The organism is Microbispora sp. H10830 (assembly GCF_014161375.1).
Lineage (GTDB): Bacteria > Actinomycetota > Actinomycetes > Streptosporangiales > Streptosporangiaceae > Microbispora > Microbispora catharanthi.
This window is the reverse complement of sequence record NZ_JABBWX010000017.1, coordinates 1-17,535: the sequence shown is the minus strand read 5'-3', so window position 1 is coordinate 17,535 and position 17,535 is coordinate 1. Positions and strand designations below refer to the sequence as shown.

The window sequence follows — 17,535 nt, the reverse complement described above, 5'->3', positions numbered from 1 at the left end:
TATGCGTAAACGACGCCGCAGGTCACGGCGGCTTTGTGCGCAGCAGACCCGTACATCGCACGGCCCACATGGGCGAATCCCCGCCGCGCTTTTACCCGCCCCCGCGGTCCTGCCCGCGCTCGGCGGGAAGGGTCGCGCGAGAGGTCGTCGGAGACGCTGTCGTCAGGCACGCGTCCGGCCGGCGATCCGCGAGGAGGCGGACATGACCCGTGTCTTCCCGAGACCGGAGCCGTCGTCGCCGCCCCGCGCGGGGCCGGGGGCGGCAGAGGCCAGGAACCCGCCGCTGCCCCCGTACGCCGGGGAACTGCGCGACCGGCTCGGCGAGGCCATCGCGGGCGAGGTGAGGTTCGGCGGCGGAGACCGGGCCATGTACGCCTACGACGCGTCCGTCTACCGGCAGGTGCCGCTCGGTGTGGTGACGCCCAGGGACGCCGCCGACGTCGAGGCCGCGCTGGAGGTGTGCCGCCGCTTCGGCGCGCCCGTGCTCGCCCGCGGCTGCGGCACCTCGCTGACCGGACAGACCGTCAACGGGGCCGTGGTGTTCGACTTCACCCGCCACATGGACCGCATCGCCGAGCTCACCCCCATGCGGCATACCGCGCGGGTGCAGCCCGGCGTCGTCTGCGACCGGCTCAGGGACGCCGCCGCGCCGTACGGCCTGACCTTCGGCCCGGACCCCGCGACCCACGACCACGCGACGATCGGCGGCATGGTCGGCAACAACTCCTGCGGCACCCACTCGGTGACGGCGGGCAAGACCGTCGACAACATCGAGGAACTGGAGATCGTCACCTACGACGGCACCCGCATGCGGGTGGGCCCCACCGGCGAGGACGAGCTGGAGTGCGTCATCGCGGCCGGTGGGCGGCGCGGCGCGATCTACGCCGGGCTGCGCCACATCCGCGACACCTACGCCGACGCGATCCGCCGGGGCCTGCCCGACATCCCCCGCCGGGTGTCCGGCTACAACCTCGACGCGCTGCTCCCCGAGAACGGCTTCCACGTCGCGCGGGCGCTGGTGGGCTCGGAGGGCACGCTGGCGCTGACCCTCGACGCGACCTGCCGGCTGGTGCGGCTGCCGCCCCGCCGCGCGCTCGTCGTGCTCGGCTACCCCGACATCCCCTCCTCCGGCGACGACGTGCCCTGGCTGCTGCGGTTCGGGGCCATCGGGCTGGAGTTCACCAGCCGCCACGTCGTGACCAACCTCCAGGCCAAGGGCTTCCGCTTCGGCGGCGAGGACCTGCTGCCGCCCGGCCGGGCGTGGCTGCTCATGGAGTTCGGCGGCGAGACCCAGCGCGAGGCCGACGCGCGGGCCGCGCGGCTGGTCCGGGCCGTACGGTCGCGCCCGCACGGCCCGAGCTGCAGGTTCTACGACGACCCTGCCGACGAGACCGCGGTGTGGGAGATCCGGCGTCACTCGGCCGGCACCGCCCGCATGCCCGTCGGGCTCGGCGGCCACGGCGGCTGGCCCAACTGGGAGGACGCCGCCGTCCACCCGGACGTCCTCGGGCCCTACCTGCGCGACTTCCTGCGCCTGCTCGACCGGCACGGCTACGACGCCGTCTTCTACGGCCACTGGGGCCAGGGATGCGTCCACAGCCGCATCGACTTCGACCTGCGCAGCCTCGACGGCGTCCGGGCCTTCCGGCGGTTCATGGAGGAGGCCGCCGACCTCGTCGTCGCGTACGGCGGGTCGCTGTCGGGGGAGCACGGGGACGGGCACGGGCGGGCCGAGCTGTGGCCGCGCATGTTCCCGCCCGAGCTGATGCGGGCCTTCGAGGAGTTCAAACGCGTCTGGGACCCCGACGGCCGGATGAACCCGCACAAGCTGATCGACCCCTACCCGCTGGACGCGCACCTGCGGGAGGGGCCGGCGTACCGGCCGCGCGACCTGGAGCACGTCTTCGGCTACCCACTCGACGGCGGCAGCTTCACCGAGGCGGCCGGCCGCTGCTTCGGCGTGGGCAAGTGCCGCCACCTGTCCGGCGGAGTGATGTGCCCGAGCTTCATGGTGACCCACGAGGAGAAGCACTCCACCCGGGGCCGGGCCCGGCTGCTGCAGGAGATGGCCGAGAGCGCGGGCCCCGTCGAGGGCCGCTGGCGCAGCGAGGCCGTACGCGAGGCCCTCGACCTCTGCCTGGCCTGCAAGGGATGCAGGAGCGACTGCCCGGTGCAGGTGGACATGGCCACCTACAAGGCCGAGTTCCTCCACCACTACTACGCCGGCAGGCCGCGGCCCCGGCAGGCGTACGCGCTGGGGCTCATCGACGTGTGGACCCGGCTGGCCGCGCGCGCCCCACGGCTGGCCAACGCCGTCACCCACGCGCCGGCGCTCGGCCGGCTGGTGAAGCTGGCCGCCGGGATCGCGCCCGAGCGTGACGTGCCGCGCTTCGCGCCCCGCACGTTCCGCCGCGTGATGGCCGGTCACGTGCCGCGCAACCCGGGCGGGCCGCCCGTCCTGCTGTGGCCGGACACCTTCACGGAGCACTTCCAGCCGGAGGTGGGGGTCGCGGCCGTGGACGTCCTGGAGGCCGCCGGGTTCCACGTCATCGTGCCGGAGGGCCCGCTGTGCTGCGGTCGCCCGCTGTACGACTACGGGATGCTCACGCTCGCACGGCGCTACCTGCGCCGGGTGCTCGACGCGGTCGGCCCGCTCGTCGAGGCCGGGATCCCGGTGGTCGGCCTGGAGCCGAGCTGCCTGGCCGTCTTCCGCGACGAGCTGACCAACCTGCTGCCCGACGACCTCGACGCGCGGCGGCTGCACGCCGGCAGCTACCTGCTGTCGGAGTTCCTCACGCGGCACGCGCCGGGCTGGCCGCCGCCCCGGCTGCGGCGCGAGGCGCTCGTCCAGGTGCACTGTCACCACCACGCGGTGATGGGTTTCGAGGCCGAGCGCGCGCTGCTGCGCGACATGGGGCTGGACGTGGAGATCCCGGACTCCGGATGCTGCGGCATGGCCGGCAGCTTCGGCTACGAGGCCGGCGAGCACTACGCGGTGTCGATGGCGGCGGGGGAGCGGGTGCTGCTCCCGAAGGTGCGCGCCGCCGCCCCCGGCACCCTGATCGTCGCCGACGGGTTCAGCTGCCGGGGTCAGATCGCCGCCGGCACCGGCCGCAGGCCCCTGCACCTGGCCCAGGTGCTCGCGCTCGCGATCCGCGAGGGCGAACTCGGGCCCGCCGGCCACACCGTCGACAGCGCCGTCGACAGCGCCGTCGACAGCGCCGCCGGTGGTGGAGCCGGCGGACGTGAGGGCCTGCGCGCGCTCGTCGCGGGCGGCGCGGGAGCCGCCGTCGCCGTAGCGGTGGCACTCGCCGCCAGGCGGCGCGTACGCGTTTCATCGAGGGAGACCCATCATGGGCGATGAGCTCACCGCCGCGGACGTCCTCGTCGACCGGCTGATCCGGTGGGGGGTGGACGTCGTCTTCGGACTGCCGGGCGACGGCATCAACGGCTTCATGGACGCCCTGCACAACCGCAGGGGGGATCTGCGCTACATCCACTGCCGCCACGAGGAGGTGGCCGCGATGGCGGCCGTCGGCTACGCCAAGTTCACCGGGCGGCTCGGCGTGTGCTTCGCGACCTCGGGACCCGGCGCCGCCCACCTGCTGAACGGGCTGCTCGACGCGCGGACCGACCAGGCGCCGCTCCTGGCGATCAGCGGCATGACCTACCACGACCTCGTCGGAACCAGCTATCTGCAGGACGTCAACACCGACTACATGTTCGACGACGTGGCGCTGTACAACCAGCGCATCATGGGGCCGGCGCACGTCGTCAACGTCACCGACTACGCCGTGCGCACGGCGCTGACCCAGCGCGGCCCGGCCCACCTCACGTTCCCGATCGACTACCAGGCGGCCCCGGCGAGCTCGGGCAGCCGCTTCCGGCGCAACGTCGAGGGCCACACTTCCACCGCGTACCGGCCGCCGATCCGGGTGCCGCGCCGGCAGGACCTCGACGCGGCCGCGCGGGTGCTGTCGGGGCGGAGCAGGCCGGTCATCCTCGCCGGGGCGGGTGCCCGCGGCGCGGTGGACGAGCTCGAGGCGGTCGCGGAGAAGCTCGGCGCGCCGATCGTCAAGGCCCAGCTCGGCAAGGACTGCGTGCCCGACGACAGCCCCTACACCACCGGTCCCATCGGCCTGGTCGGCAGCCGCCCGAGCGAGGACGCGATGGAGGAGTGCGACGCGCTGCTGATCGTCGGGTCCACCATGCCGTACATCGAGTACTACCCCGCGCCCGGGCAGGCCGTGTGCGTGCAGATCGACGACATGCCCGAACGGCTCGGCCTGCGCTACCCGGTGGACGTGCCGCTGGCCGGCGACGCGCGGGCCACCCTGGCCGAGCTCCTGCCGCTGCTGACCCGCAACGAGGACAGGTCGTTCCTCACCAGGGCCCAGCAGGGGATGCGCGAGTGGTGGCGGCTCATGGAGGAGCGCGGCACGCGCACCGACATGCCGATGAAGCCGCAGGTGCCCGCCTGGGCGCTGAACGGCGCGCTCAGGCCGGACGCCATCGTGTGCGGCGACTCGGGCACGGTCACGAGCTGGGCGGCCCGGCAGATCAAGATTCGCAGGGGGCAGATGTTCAGCTTCTCCGGCACGAACTGCTCGATGGCGGCCGGCCTGCCGTACGCCATCGGCGCGCAGGCCGCCTATCCGGGACGGCAGGTCGTCGCATTCACCGGGGACGGGTCGCTGACGATGCAGCTCGGCGACTTCCTCACCGCCGTGCAGCACGACCTGCCCATCAAGATCGTGGTGGTGAAGAACAACTCTCTCGGCCTGATCAAGTGGGAGCAGATGGTGTTCCTCGGCAACCCCGAGTATGGCGTCAACCTCGCCCCGATCGACTTCGTCAAATTCGCCGAGGCGTGCGGCGCCCGGGGAATGTGCATCACCGACCCGAGAAGCTGCGCCGACCAGATGTACGAGGCGCTCTCCTGGGACGGTCCTGTCATCGTCGAATGCCTGGTCGATCAGCACGAGCCGCCGCTCCCGGCCAAGGTGAAGAGCCACCAGGTGCAGAAGCTGACCGAGGCGCTGGTCCAGGGCACGCCGAACCGCAACCGCATCGCCCTGCAGATGGTGAAGGACATGCTGGACGAGTCGAGCTTCGCGGCCAGCCCGGCGCACGCCGTGCCCCGCAAGGTCGGCCAGGCCGCGGCCACGCTGGTGGGCAGGCTCCGCGACCGCGCCAGGGGCGAGCACCCCGAGTAGGGGCCGCGCTCGGTCAGGGTGCCGGGCTTATCCGGATTGCCGGGCTTATCCGGGATGACGGCGCAGCAGGAGCATGGCGGCGTCGTCGGGGAACGGGCCGCCGACGTGGCGCAGCAGGTCGGCGCGCAGTTCGTCGAGGGCCATCTGCGGATCGGCGCCCCGCAGCAGATGCGCCCGCTCCGCGAGCGGGTAGAAGCGGCCCTGCCGGTCGCGACCCTCGATCACGCCGTCGGTGTAGAAGAGGATCTGGTCGCCGTCCCCGAACGGCACCCGGTGCGGCTTCGGGCGCGGCGAGCCGAGCGCGCCGAGCCCGAGCGGGAGGGCCTCCTCCTGCGGCTCGGCGAAGTGGACGCCGCCATCGCGCAGCAGCACGAGAGGGGCGGGGTGGCCGCAATTGAGCAGGGAGATCTCCCCGTCGTGGACCTCCGCGAGTATGGCGGTGACGAACTTCTCGCCGCTCAGGTGCCGGGCCAGGCTGGTCTCCACGCGCTCGACCACTGCGGAAAGTTCAGACTGGTCGTAGGCGGCCTCGCGGAAGGCGCCGAGCACCCACGCCGCGGTCTCGACCGCCTCCAGACCCTTGCCCTGCACGTCGCCGATGAGGATCCGTACGCCCTCCGGGGTCGTCACCACCTCGTAGAGGTCGCCGCCGATCTGGGCCTCCGCGGCGGCGGAGGTGTAGGAGAGCGCGACCCGCAGGTCGCCGGCGCGGCGGGGGACCGGGCGCAGGAGCACCCGCTGGGCCGCCTCGGCGACCAGGCGGACGTTGGCCAGCTCGCGCTCCCGCCGGTTGCGCAGCCTGCTGGCCAGCATGCTCGCGGCGGTGACGCCGATGATCGCCGCGATCGTGAGGTTGTTCTGCGGCCTGCCGAGGAGACCGTCGTAGACGGCGAGGGGGATGCAGATGACGAGGGCGAGCAGGCCCACCAGGGCCGTGCGGCGCACGCCGCCCGCCACCGAGGCGAAGGTCGGGCCCAGGGTGAGGAGCGGCAGGAAGCCGACTCCGGGCCCACTGACCAGGTCGACGACAATGACGAGGAGAATCGCGATGAACGGCAACGCACGCAGGACGCTCTGGGAACTCATCGCGACTCCATAGCCGGCCCCCACGTCAGCACGAGATTCCTTTCCTGATGGCTTTACTTCTTCCCGCGTAGTGAACAAGGCACTCCCCGATGTCCGCGACGGATGACACCATTTCGGGCCGGTCGGTCAAGTCGCGGCGGGCCCCACCTGATCACTACGAGTAGTGACGTTACTCGAATTCGTGACGCGGCGGCCGGTAAAGCAGGACATCCGGACTTCCCCCCATGCCGTCACGGCAGCTCCGCGAAGCGCTCGACCTGGTCCGTGCGGCCGGACACGATGATGACGTCGCCATAGCCGAGTTCGGTCTCGGCGGTGGCGTAGGTGAACTCCTCGCCCGGCCGCTTGACCGCCACCACCGTCACCCCGTACTTGCGGCGCAGGCTGGACTCGCCGAGGGGGACTCCGACGTACTCCTTGGGCGGAAGGGTCTTGACCAGGGCGAAGTTCTCGTCGACCTCCATGTAGTCGAGCATCCGCCCGCTCACCAGGTGGGCCACGCGCTCACCCATGTCGTACTCGGGAAAGACCACGTGCTGGACGCCGATCCGGCTGAGGATGCGGCCGTGCTGTTGGCTGACGGCCTTGGCCCAGATGTCGTTGATCTCCATCTCCACCAGCAGCGACGAGGTGAGGATGCTCGCCTCCAGGTCGCTGCCGATGGCGCACACCGCGCGGTAGAAGTCCGGCAGGCCGAGCTGGCGCAACGCCTCGGGGTCGGTGGCGTCGGCGGTGGCGATGTGCGTGATCTGGCCCGCGAGGCTCTGCACGACCTTGGGGCGGTGGTCGATGGCGAGCACCTCGGTGCCGCGCCGCACCAGCTCCAGGGCGAGCGCGGTGCCGAAGCGGCCCAGACCGATCACGGCCACGGGGTCGTTTCTCATGTCAGCCAACGATGACGTCCTCCTCGGGTAATTCATAGCGGCGGGTGCGCTCCTTGAGCGCCAGGGCGGAGCCCAGCGTGAGCGGGCCGATCCGGCCGACGAACATCAGCAGCGTGAGCAGCACCTGCGCGGCGGGGGAGACGGCGGAAACGACGCCGACGGACAGTCCGGTCGTGCCGAAGGCGGAGACGACCTCGAAGAGCACCCGGTCCGGGGAGTGCGGCGTCAGCACCAGCAGGACGTAGGTGAACAGCGCGACCAGGGCCACGCTCAGCGCGGTCAGCGAGACCGCCTGTCGCTGTGCCGCCTCGGTGAGCCGGCGGTGGCCGATGTTCACCCGGCTCTCGCCGCGCAGCTCCGCCCAGACGATGAACGTGAGCAGGCCCAGCGTGGTGACCTTGATGCCGCCGGCGGTGCCCGCGCTGCCGCCGCCGACGAACATCAGCAGCTCGGTGACGAGCCAGCTGGAGGGATGCATCTGCGTGATGTCGAGGCTGTTGAACCCGGCGCTGCGTGGCATGACGGCGGTGAAGAACGCGGCGAGCAGCTTGCCCTGCCCGTCCATCGGCCCGAGCGTGCGGGGGTTGGTCCACTCCGTGAGGAGGAAGACCAGAGTGCCGCCCGCCAGCAGGACGGTGGTGACCGTGAGCGTGATGCGGGTGAGCAGCGACCAGCGGCCGGGGCGGCGCCAGGAACGGCGCAGCTCGAACACCACGGGATAGCCGAGCCCGCCCACGATCACCGCCGTCGCGACGGTCAGGCAGACCCACGGATCGGCGGCGAACCTGACCAGGCTGTCGGGCCACAGCGCGAAACCGGCGTTGTTGAACGACGAGACCGCGTGGAACAGGCCCAGATACAGGCCGCGCCCGACGGGCTCGCCATACCCGAGCACGAACCTGAGCGTGAGAACGGTTCCCACGACGGCCTCGCAGAGCAGGTTGAAGAGCACGACCTTGCCCACCACGCGCCGCAGGTCGCTGCCGTTGAGCACCCTGGTCTCGGCCTGCGCGGACAACCGGGCCCGCAGGCCCAGCCTGCGGGAGACGAGCAGGGTGAAGACGGTCGCCAGGGTCATGATGCCGAGGCCGCCCACCTGGATGAGGACGGCGATGACCGCCTCGCCGAACACCGACCAGTGCGTGGCCGTGTCGACGACGGTCAGCCCGTTCACGCACACCGCCGACGTCGCGGTGAACAGGGCGGTGATCCAGTCCGCGGGCTTCCCCGAGGTCGTGGCGAGCGGACTGGACAGCAGGGCGGTCCCCAGGAGGACCGTCACCCCGAACACTGTCGTGATGACCTGCGCCGGCTGGTGGAAACGCGCCACCATGGCCCAGAACAGCCTCATGTGGGCTTCTCTCCGTCGTCGCGGCCCCGTACGCGTCCGCGCAGGCGACGGGCGGCGCCGTACCAGGCGGGGACCTCGCGTTCGTCGTCGAACCAGCGGGCCACCAGGATGTCGGTCGAGGAGTGCAGCAGGATCGAGGCGACGATGGTGACCGCGACGAGCTGGAAGACCTGCTGCGCGGCGGCGATGCCGGAGGCGAGCACGATGAGTCCGTAGACGACCGAGGCGAAGCCCTTGGGCCCGAACCACGCCGCCGCGGCCTGCTCGCGCACGCCCAGGCGCGAGCCCAGGAAGGACACCCAGATGGCGACCGGCCGGGCCACGATGAGCGCCAGGATCGCGAAGACCCAGCCCGCCCAGCCGACCGAGCCGAGCAGGGCCGGGCTGATCAGCGCGCCGAACACCAGCAGGGCGCCCAGCTTGAACAGCTCGGCGATCAGCTCGCCGAAGTGCTCGAACGACTCGCGCTGCCGCTCGCCGAACGTCGCCACCGTGATGCCGGCGCAGAAGGCGGCCAGGAACAGGTTGCCGTGCGTGGCCTTGCCCAGCGCCAGCACCAGCAGGCCGATCGCCAGCGCGTTCAACGGCTCGTAGGCGGTGGAGGCGGAGAACCAGCGGGTGCGCTCCAGCCTGATCGCCAGCCACGGAACGGCCACGCCGATCAGCACGCCCACGCCGAGCTCCAGGGCGAGCTCACCGAGATGCAGATTGTCCGATCCGGCGGCGACGGCGAGGAACACCATCACGAACGGCAGCGCCAGCCCGTCGTTGACGCCTGATTCGACGTTGAGCAGCCGGCGCAGCCGGGGCGGCACCTTCTCGTTGCCGACCAGCGCGGCGGCGAACACCGGGTCGGTGGGCGAGAGGATCGCGCCGATCAGCAGCGACTCGATCCAGCCCAGCCCGACCAGGTAGTGCGCGCCCACCGCGGTCACCAGCAGCGTGAGCGGCAGCCCCCAGCCCAGGGCCCGGCCGGGCAGCTTCCACGCCTCGCGCAGCTCGGCCCAGCCGACCCGCATGCCATCGGTGAACAGCACCGCGAACAGCGCGAGCTCCGCCAGCGTGCCGACGATCTCGTCGTCCGGGGCGATGGGCATCACGCCGAGCACGCCGTCGCCCAGAAGGAACCCGGCGACCAGGAACAACGCCGCGGTGGACAGGATCGTACGGTTGGCCAGGCTGGACAGCAGCACCGCCAGCAGCAGGACACCGGCGAAGGCCGGCAGCAGAACGTTCATTGGCGGCCCGCCTCATGCGTGCCATCCTGGCGGGGCGTCTGCGATACCACCGAGAACCTCCGTGCGGGCAACGGGACCACGTCCGCCGACCCGACTTCCCGGCACACCGCGGCCTACCGTAACAGCACATTTCCCACCAGGCACATCAAGGCTCTCAACCGGTGGCACGATCGGGCGGTGTCGGCCCGCGACCCCGATGAAGCCGGCGGCGAACGACAGGTTCGTCAGCTCCGCGACGCCGCCGATCACGTTGCCGGCGAGCCGGCCGGCCCGCCGGGATTTCGGTCAGCCGGTTGTAACGGCGAATGGGCCGCGGGCGCCGAACACGAGGCGGGCGAAGTTCTCGCCGATGCGGCGATGTCCCGCGGGGTCGGGGTGCACCTCGTCGGGCAGCGGCAGTTCCGCGTAGTCCGCCTCGCCGTAAAGGTCGCGGCCGTCGAGGTAGTGCAGGTTCGGGTCGTCGACCGCCCGCTGCCGCACGATCCGGGCGAGTTCGTCGCGGATGACGTTGAGCGTCAGACGCCCGGCGGCGCGCTCGGCGGGGTCGCCCGTGGCCTTGAACCGCACGGTCCCGCCGTCGAAGTCGGGCGCGAGCGGGCCAGGGGTGTCCTCCTGGACCGGGCACAGGATGGAGGACACGACCAGCAGCGGCGTGGCCGGATGCCCCTCGCGGATGGTGTCGAGGAAGCCGTGGACCGCGGGGGTGAAGGCGCGCAGGCGCATCACGTCGCCGTTGACGATGTTGATGCCGATCTTGACGCTGATCAGGTCGGCGGGGGTGTCCCGCATCGCGCGGGCGGTGAACGGGTCGAGCAGCGCGCTGCCGCCGAACCCCAGGTTGATCAGCTCCACTTCGCCCAGGGCGGCGGCCAGGGCCGGCCAGATGGCGGTCGGGTGGGCGGCGTTCGAGCCGTGGCTGATGGAACTGCCGTGGTGCAGCCACACCCTGAGTCCGCTGTCCGGCGCCGGCTCGATCGGGGCGTCGGTGCGCAGGGCGATCAGTTCGGTGATCTCCGTATGAGGAAGCCAGATCTCGACGTTCTTGTCACCCGCGGGAAGATCGGCGAACCGGGCGGTGCCGGGAGGTCCTTCGCGCAGCTCGGCGGACTGCGTGGCCATGTCGATCAGGCGGACGTTGCCGCCGGTCACCGTGGCCTGGGCCGTGAGGCGGCCGTAGACGAGCAGGTCGTATACGCCGTCTGCCGGGGCGGGAAGACCCCGGTAGGCCCTCTTGGTGGGCAGCGTGTCCAGTTCGATGGTGGTGGCCCGGGTCCGGAACGCCAGGCGTACGCCGGACGGCTGGGCCTCGGCCATGGCCAGTTGCCCGTCGGGGATCTGCCGGCGAGCCCAGGCGGGCAGCCGGTGCGGCAGCAGGCCGTGCGCCGTGCGTTCCGCGTCGAGGGCGCCGAGCAGGATGTCCGGGGTGACGGGTGTGGTGATCCAGTCGTGCTCGATGCTCATCGTCTCAACCTGTTGATCGGGATTGCCGGAGTGTTCCGCCGCGCCGGTGGTGGTCAGGGCGTGGTCCGGTTGCGCAGCAGGATGTCGAGGGAGTCCACGATCCAGGACCAGGATTGCTCCGGGTCGACGGCGGTGTGGCTGAAGCCTCCGCTCATCTCCAGGCTGACGTAACCGTGGAAGACGCTGCCCAGCATCCGGACCGCGTGTGTCTGGTCCGGCTCGGCGATGTCGTAGCCGCGCAGGATGGCCCGCGTCATCTGTGCGTGCCTGACGCCGGCGCTGGCGGCTGCCGTCTCGGGGTCGAGCCTGTGCCGGGCGGCGTCGTAGCGGCCGGGATGCTCCCGGGCGTAGCCGCGGTAGGCGTCCGCGAAGGCGGCCAGGGCGTCCTTGCCCGCGCGCCCGGCCAGCGCGTCCGCGACCCGGTCGGCGAGTTCCTCCAGCGCGAACAGGGCGATCCCGGTCTTCAGGTCCTGGGAGCTCTTCAGGTGCGAGTAGAGACTCGCGACCTTGACGCCGAATCGCCGGGCCAGCGCCGAGATCGTCACCTGGTCGAAGCCGACCTCGTCGGCCAGCTCCGCCCCCGCCCTGATCAGGCGTTCCGTGGTCAGCCCCGCCCGCGCCATAACCCTCTCCCTGCTTCACCTGAACTCATTATGGATTTGCCTAACATATTTAGGCAAATCATGGATGGATGTCGCCGCGGATGTCCGGCAGGCTTGAATATCATGTCTGCCGATATATGCTGAGTACGTGACAGCACGGGCGATGACGGAACCGGCGTTCCTCGTTCTCACCGCACTCGTCGACGAGCCGCGGCACGGCTACGGCATCGCGCAGGAGGTCGAGCGGCTCTCCGGAGGGCGCGTTCAACTCAAGATCGGCACCCTGTACGGAGTGCTCGACCGGCTCGCGGCCGACGGGTTCGTGGAGGCGGACCGCGAGGAGGTGCGGCAGGGACGGCTGCGCCGCTATTACCGGCTGACCGACGAGGGGGCGCGGGCGCTGGAAGAGGAGGCCGTACGGCTGGCCGACAACGCGCGCCGCGCCGTCGATCGGCTGCGGCTCAGGCAGGCGGGAGGGCTGGCATGAGCGAGCGAATCAGCAGGCACGGCGAGCGAAGCGGTGGACGCGGCGTGCTCGAGGAGCGCTACCGGCGGTGGCTGCGGCTGCTGCCTGCGTCCTACCGGGCCGAGCGCGAGGAGGAGATGGTCTCGGCCTTCATGGAAGGCGCCCAGCCCGGGCGGACCGGAAACGACGACCAGCGTCCGCGTTTCCTGGAGATCGCCAGCGTGGCCGCGCTCGCGCTGCGGCTGCGGCTGGGCGGTCCGGGATCGCCGCCCGGGTCCTACCTCTGGGGTGAGGCGGTCCGCCGGGCCGCCCTGCTCGGCCTCGTCTTCTGGACGGTGCTCGCCGGCCTGTACGCCGGGCAGGCGGTGCTGACGTACGGCATCCCCGTGGATGCTCTGCCTGACGGGGTCATGGGCATCGGCGATCCCGGATCGCCCGATCGGATGCGGCTCGTGCTGGCGGACCTGACGCCCCTGCTGTGGGTGGCCGCCCTGGGCGCGCTCGTCCGAGGCCGCGCCCGCACGGCCAAGGCGGCGGCGATCGCTGCCCTGGTCGTGCCGTACGTGCCGGCGCCGCCGTTCATCCTCGGATGGGAGAGCGCGGTGCGCTGGGCCTGCTCGGCCCTTCCGGCCGTGGTCACGGTGCTGGCGCTGGCGATCGGGTTCCACCGCGACGCGCCGCCGCCCCGCCTGCCCGTGCGGCCGGCCCTGCTCATGCTCGTGCTCCCGATCGCCGTGGGCCTCCTGCTCTCCCTGGTCGTCGGTGTGCTCGGGGCGGCGACGCGGGCGGGGACGATCTCGGAGCGGCTCCTCATACCGGTCTGGATGTGGGTCGACACGACGGGCCTCGCGTGCTTGTCGCTGCTGGCGGTCGCGGTGTGGTGCGTGATCCGGCGCTGGACGCCGGGGCGGCCCGTCGCGCCCGTGGCACTGGCGGCGGCGATCCTCACCGTGCCCGTCGCGCTCGCGCGGGCGACCACATGGCCCCTGGGCGTGGCCGACGCGACCCGCCTCGCCGCGACCCTGCAACTGGCCGTGCTCGTGGCGAGCGGGATCACGCTCGTCGTCATCGGCGTACGGGCACTGCGGGCGGTGGACGGAGGCCTCACGGAGGTGCGCGGGCAGCCCGGATGACGACCGGCCGCGCCGTCAGGGCCGTACATCGAGGCGTTCCTTCTCCAAGAAACCGCCTCCCGGGCGCGCCTGATGCGGAACACGGCCGGGGCCGGGAGGCTCGTAGTAGCCCTCGGTGTCGTGGATGACGGCAAAAGACGGAAGCCGCCCCCGTCGGCCGGGGGCGGCTCCGTTCATGCCGGAGGGCTCACGCCCAGGGCTGGGAGACGACCCAGCTCACGTCGTCGTTCCATGCGGTGGCGTTGTCGAAGGAGTTCGAGCCGCCGTTGCTGGCGATGTAGACGGTGTTGTTGTAGTGGCGGATGAACCGGGTCGGGAAGTTGTAGGAGGCGAACGACGTGCCCTGACCGTTCTTCCCCGTCTGAGGGCAGAAGGTGGCGTCGGAGGCGAACAGCGAGCTGCCGTCGTTCGACTGCCGGTAGAGCTGGTAGTTGCGGTGCCGCAGGAAGTCGCCGGGGTAGTTCCTCGACTCGAACGAGACGCACGAGCCGCTGGCCAGGCCGCTGCGCACGATCCAGGTGGCGTCGCTCTTATCCAGCGAGGAGCTGGAGGAGGTGATCACCGACGTGACGGCGTTGTCGTTCTGGTGCCGGATGTAGCGGTCGGTGTAGCCGGGCGTGGTCGCGCGCAGCGAGATCGACGAACCCGGGGTGAGCGATCCGCCGGGGTTGCTGCCGCCCGACGTCGAGTATCCGGCGGCGACGATGTTGGCCTGCACGGCGTTCTCGGTGGCGTCCGACGGGTAGCCGGACGTCATCACGCCCTCATAGAAGGTGCCCCTGGCGCCGACGCTGTTGTCGCCGCCGATGCCGAGGATGATGGCGCCTTCCTTCTTCATGGGGTTGTAGCCCGCGACGTTGGGACGCACCCCGTTGTAGAAGGTCGACAGGCTGCCCGACTGGGCGTTGCCGCCGCGGATGGCCCAGTGGTTGGGCTCACCCTTGATGATGGCGGTCAGGAACCGGTGGCTGATGCTCGGGTCACCCGCGTTGTAGTGCTGGTTCACGCCGGAGAACAGGCCGTTCTCCAGGTCTGCCATGATCCAGGGGCCGTTGCCTGCGCCGTAGCCCCAGACCTTGATGTTGCCGAAGTAGATGGCCTCCATCGTGCCGTTGCCGTTGTCGCGGCTGTTGGTCTCGGCGTTGCCGTAGTCGAAGCAGCAGCCGCCGTTGTAGTGGGTGCCGTCGAAGATGGCGTACATGCCCTCCGGCTGGTCGCCCTTGGCGACGCCGTTGGTGTTGTTGTTGCGGTAGCCGGTGCCGGGGGCCACGTAGACGCCGTAGGCCTTCTGCCCGCCGACCGTGATCGGCGCCGCGGTCGCGACCGCGAGGTTGTCGTAGCCGCCCGCGGCCGGGCCGGAGAACCCGCCGGGAGGCGCCTGGGTGAGGCGGTTGTTCCGGCCGGACTGGTCGTAGATGATCGTGATGAGGCAGGTGGTGCCGGCACAGAAGGAGTCCTGCGCGGCGGCGTTGGCGACGCCGCCCGGGCTCAGCACGCCGATGTCACGAGTGGCGTTGTCCGAGGAACGGCGCACCTGGTAGAGCGAGCCGTTGTAGTTGCCGTACAGGGCGCGGGTCGTGCTGTGCGCCGCAACACACGGCGTGCCACCGGCGGCGTAGATGTCACACGGCCCCTGCGTGGCGGCCTCCGACGGTGCGGAGAGGCCGGCCAGCAGGCCGGCGGCGAGTGTGATCGCCGCGCCCGCGGACAGCGCCGCCCTTTTCAGATGCCCTAATCGGAAAATCATGATGGCTTTCGTGCCTTCCTGGTGGGGGGTGTCTCTGATCGGTAGGTGTTAGCGCTAACAATTGCAGCTGTGAGCCCGCCGTTTCACAGTCGTGCACGGGGATCGGTGCGCTCAGTTTTGGCGTCTGACCCGTCTCCGTCAAGGCCCGAATTTGCGGAGAGGACGTTCGCGTGCGCCGCCCGGGTCTCGTCCGGGGTTGACTTCCCGGACGGGACGCCGCGAACTGTGCGGGGTGATCGGCCCCGTGTTACTCCTGGTCAATGGAGATTTCGCGATGCTCGCCCCGCCGTCGTGACGCCTGGATCCGGCCGGTCGCGCGGGGCTTGAACGGAAAGCCGTGAAAGTTTCACGACCGATGCCCGTGCGCCGCAGCTCGACCATTTTCCGGTCTTGACGGGTGCGCCGGAATCCCCCACAGTGACGGCAGACGCCCGCCGTGCCCGCCGCCTGCGGGCGGCTCATCCTGTCGTTCCCGACCTAAATGGCAGGCCGAAAATGTTATAGATAACATCCGGGATCACGGTCGCCCGGCCGCGCCGGGGGCGCCCACCGTGGCGAGCCAGCGGCGGGCCTGTCCTGCCGTGCGCAGCCGTACGACGGTGAGATGCGGATGTCGGCCGATGCGCTCCAGCGTGGTCGTCCGCTTCCGCTCGTGCTGTGACCATGCCCAGCGGATGGGGTGCCCGGGGTCGACCCAGTCCCGCACGCTCTCCCTGTTGCCGTTCCACAACTCCTTCCTCGACACGGCGCGGGCGAGCGAGCGGCGTACGACCCGGTGCATCACGGTGCGACGCGGGAGGTCGAGCCAGACGACGGTGTCGGCCCGTTCCCACAGCAGGTCGTCCAGGAAGGAGTGGTACTGGTCCTCCGTCACCCAGCGAGGCGCGGACGAGAAGCCGTCGACGTCGGACTCGAACTCCGGCCGCTTCGTCCAGCCCGGCCCGTGGTGCAACGCGTCGAGTTCGTGACGGGGGAGCCCGAGCCGCCGCTCCAGGGCCCTGGCCATCGTCGTCTTACCCGCCCCGGAGATGCCCGCGATCAGCACTCTGTCCACGGTGACATTCCACCAGCGATCTCCAAGTGCTCAGCGCTCCCCGGCTGGCGAAGGGACGTCCGCGCCTCCACCGTCATCGCGCGCTGCGATCCGGCCCGCACGAGCGATCAGGCCGCCACGGGGATCATCGTGGCCGTGTACGTCGGAGTGATCCTGGCCCAGCTTCCGCTCGGCATGCTGGGCACGATGACGGTCAGCGCCCGGTACGCGTCGGGCATGATCGACGCGACCTTCGTCGGAACTCGGCCATGGTCGCCGCGGTCTTCCACGGCCGGTGTGCGGGCCACTTGTACGGTGCTGGGTGTGACTGGCGAGACCGACCTGCGCGTTCTGCTGAGCACCATGCGCCCGCGGCTCAACCCGGGCCGCTATGTGTTCACCACCGTCGACGGCGCAATCCCTCCCGGCGTCGGTCCCGTCGTCACGGTCGCCGAGGAGGAGGGCCTGACACTGGTCCTGCCGCAGCAGGAGGCCGACGCCGCAGGGCTGGCGTACGAGTACGTCGCGGGCTGGATCACGCTGCGCGTCCACTCGGCGCTGGAGGCGGTCGGCCTGACCGCCGCCGTCGCACGGGAGCTCGCGGCCGCCGGCCTGAGTTGCAACGTCGTCGCCGGTTTCCACCACGACCATCTCTTCGTGCCGTACGCACGTGCCGCCGAGGCGGTGGCCGTGCTGGAGGGCCTCACGCGACGCTCCACCTGACACCGGACGCTACGGTGCAGGACGGCTGGCGGGTGTGGCACAGCCGGGATCTGAAAGTTTCAAAGGCTCTGACCTGCGTTCTGACTGTGTCCACAGAAATCCGCAACGGTCAGAAAGTGGCGTCTGAACAGGGATAATGCCAATCTGTTCCATTCTAAGATTTCGCCGGCGTTACGGGAATCGTTGACAATCGTGCGAGCGCGGTCCGATACTTTCGACAAAGCTCCGATAGTTTTCGGAGGCGTACGGCACTGACGTGCGGTGGCCGCGACCCGCCCATTTACGGCTCCGCCGAGTCGTCGTAGGCCGCCTGCCCCCGTCAGCCTTCACGAGGAGGAAGCGCGCATGATCGACGCTCCCGTTCACTGGTCAGGCCGCAGACGCGGCGGCCTCAGGCTGCTCGTCGTCCGGGCCTGCGCCGTGGCGCTGGCCGCGGCCGTGGCGCTGCTGCCCGGCGTCGCCCACGCGGCCGTCACCACGAACCAGACCGGCACCAACAACGGCTACTTCTTTTCGTTCTGGACCGACAGCCAGGGCACGGTCTCCATGGATCTGGGGTCCGGCGGGAACTACAGCACCTCCTGGCGCAACACCG

At 70.9% G+C, this 17,535-nt stretch carries 13 protein-coding genes and 1 pseudogene; 6 read left to right on the top strand and 8 right to left on the bottom strand.

What is annotated here, in order from left to right; genetic code table 11:
• Nucleotides 1-202 precede the first annotated feature (202 nt).
• Both HHX35_RS33835 and HHX35_RS33830 read left to right on the top strand, forming a co-directional pair.
• Nucleotides 203-3,364, top strand: a complete 3,162-nt coding sequence (locus tag HHX35_RS33835) for an FAD-binding and (Fe-S)-binding domain-containing protein (protein WP_182902721.1) — start codon at nt 203-205, stop codon at nt 3,362-3,364.
• A complete protein-coding gene (locus HHX35_RS33830; RefSeq protein WP_182902720.1) occupies nt 3,354-5,216 on the top strand; it encodes a thiamine pyrophosphate-dependent enzyme in 1,863 nt (620 codons plus the stop codon). The genes HHX35_RS33835 and HHX35_RS33830 overlap by 11 nt, the downstream gene beginning before the upstream one ends.
• Nucleotides 5,217-5,261: 45 nt before the next feature.
• Here HHX35_RS33830 and HHX35_RS33825 read toward each other — a convergent pair whose 3' ends face one another.
• From HHX35_RS33825 to HHX35_RS33800, 6 genes are all read right to left on the bottom strand, one after another.
• On the bottom strand, nt 5,262-6,302 hold the full coding sequence (locus tag HHX35_RS33825; protein ID WP_182902719.1) for a PP2C family protein-serine/threonine phosphatase: 1,041 nt from the start codon (nt 6,300-6,302) through the stop codon (nt 5,262-5,264).
• A 230-nt stretch (nt 6,303-6,532) separates the two neighbouring features.
• The gene (locus tag HHX35_RS33820; RefSeq protein ID WP_240808668.1) at nt 6,533-7,186 is read right to left on the bottom strand and encodes a TrkA family potassium uptake protein; all 654 of its coding nucleotides are present in this window, start codon (nt 7,184-7,186) and stop codon (nt 6,533-6,535) included.
• A 1-nt stretch (nt 7,187) separates the two neighbouring features.
• A complete protein-coding gene (locus HHX35_RS33815) occupies nt 7,188-8,537 on the bottom strand; it encodes a TrkH family potassium uptake protein (RefSeq protein WP_182902717.1) in 1,350 nt (449 codons plus the stop codon).
• A complete protein-coding gene (locus tag HHX35_RS33810) occupies nt 8,534-9,775 on the bottom strand; it encodes a sodium:proton antiporter (RefSeq protein WP_182902716.1) in 1,242 nt (413 codons plus the stop codon). Before HHX35_RS33810 ends, HHX35_RS33815 begins: the two co-directional genes overlap by 4 nt.
• A gap of 285 nt (nt 9,776-10,060) precedes the next feature.
• Nucleotides 10,061-11,236 (bottom strand): GDSL-type esterase/lipase family protein, encoded by a 1,176-nt coding sequence (locus HHX35_RS33805; protein WP_182902715.1) that lies wholly within the window; start codon nt 11,234-11,236, stop codon nt 10,061-10,063.
• Nucleotides 11,237-11,289: 53 nt separating this feature from the next.
• Complete coding sequence (locus HHX35_RS33800) at nt 11,290-11,859, bottom strand: TetR/AcrR family transcriptional regulator (protein WP_182902714.1); 570 nt, start codon at nt 11,857-11,859, stop codon at nt 11,290-11,292.
• Between the two features lie 127 nt (nt 11,860-11,986).
• On the opposite strand from HHX35_RS33800, the gene HHX35_RS33795 reads away from it, so the two are divergent.
• Nucleotides 11,987-12,325, top strand: a complete 339-nt coding sequence (locus HHX35_RS33795; protein WP_310739487.1) for a PadR family transcriptional regulator — start codon at nt 11,987-11,989, stop codon at nt 12,323-12,325.
• Nucleotides 12,322-13,437, top strand: coding sequence for a hypothetical protein (locus HHX35_RS33790; RefSeq protein WP_182902713.1), 1,116 nt, complete (start codon nt 12,322-12,324; stop codon nt 13,435-13,437). The genes HHX35_RS33795 and HHX35_RS33790 overlap by 4 nt, the downstream gene beginning before the upstream one ends.
• 187 nt (nt 13,438-13,624) lie before the next feature.
• Here the strand turns inward: HHX35_RS33790 and HHX35_RS33785 are convergent, their stop codons facing one another.
• Together HHX35_RS33785 and HHX35_RS33780 are read right to left on the bottom strand one after the other, a co-directional pair.
• Nucleotides 13,625-15,184 (bottom strand): alpha-L-arabinofuranosidase B, encoded by a 1,560-nt coding sequence (locus HHX35_RS33785; protein ID WP_182902712.1) that lies wholly within the window; start codon nt 15,182-15,184, stop codon nt 13,625-13,627.
• A gap of 517 nt (nt 15,185-15,701) precedes the next feature.
• The gene (locus HHX35_RS33780) at nt 15,702-16,238 is read right to left on the bottom strand and encodes an adenylate kinase (RefSeq protein ID WP_182902711.1); all 537 of its coding nucleotides are present in this window, start codon (nt 16,236-16,238) and stop codon (nt 15,702-15,704) included.
• 303 nt (nt 16,239-16,541) lie between these two features.
• Between HHX35_RS33780 and HHX35_RS33775 the strand changes: the two genes are divergently transcribed.
• Nucleotides 16,542-16,940, top strand: coding sequence for an ACT domain-containing protein (locus HHX35_RS33775; RefSeq protein WP_182902710.1), 399 nt, complete (start codon nt 16,542-16,544; stop codon nt 16,938-16,940).
• Nucleotides 16,941-17,285: 345 nt separating this feature from the next.
• Nucleotides 17,286-17,535, top strand: a pseudogene (locus HHX35_RS33770) (glycoside hydrolase family 11 protein); the annotation flags it as partial.

Excerpts from the sequence above, each read along its gene's own strand:
- HHX35_RS33825 (WP_182902719.1), bottom strand. The coding sequence starts at position 6,302 with ATGAGTTCCCAGAGCGTCCTGCGTGCGTTGCCGTTCATCGCGATTCTC.
- HHX35_RS33820 (WP_240808668.1), bottom strand. The coding sequence starts at position 7,186 with ATGAGAAACGACCCCGTGGCCGTGATCGGTCTGGGCCGCTTCGGCACC.
- HHX35_RS33815 (WP_182902717.1), bottom strand. The coding sequence starts at position 8,537 with ATGAGGCTGTTCTGGGCCATGGTGGCGCGTTTCCACCAGCCGGCGCAG.
- HHX35_RS33830 (WP_182902720.1), top strand. The coding sequence starts at position 3,354 with ATGGGCGATGAGCTCACCGCCGCGGACGTCCTCGTCGACCGGCTGATC.
- HHX35_RS33810 (WP_182902716.1), bottom strand. The coding sequence starts at position 9,775 with ATGAACGTTCTGCTGCCGGCCTTCGCCGGTGTCCTGCTGCTGGCGGTG.
- HHX35_RS33835 (WP_182902721.1), top strand. The coding sequence starts at position 203 with ATGACCCGTGTCTTCCCGAGACCGGAGCCGTCGTCGCCGCCCCGCGCG.
- HHX35_RS33790 (WP_182902713.1), top strand. The coding sequence starts at position 12,322 with ATGAGCGAGCGAATCAGCAGGCACGGCGAGCGAAGCGGTGGACGCGGC.
- HHX35_RS33805 (WP_182902715.1), bottom strand. The coding sequence starts at position 11,236 with ATGAGCATCGAGCACGACTGGATCACCACACCCGTCACCCCGGACATC.
- HHX35_RS33800 (WP_182902714.1), bottom strand. The coding sequence starts at position 11,859 with ATGGCGCGGGCGGGGCTGACCACGGAACGCCTGATCAGGGCGGGGGCG.
- HHX35_RS33785 (WP_182902712.1), bottom strand. The coding sequence starts at position 15,184 with ATGATTTTCCGATTAGGGCATCTGAAAAGGGCGGCGCTGTCCGCGGGC.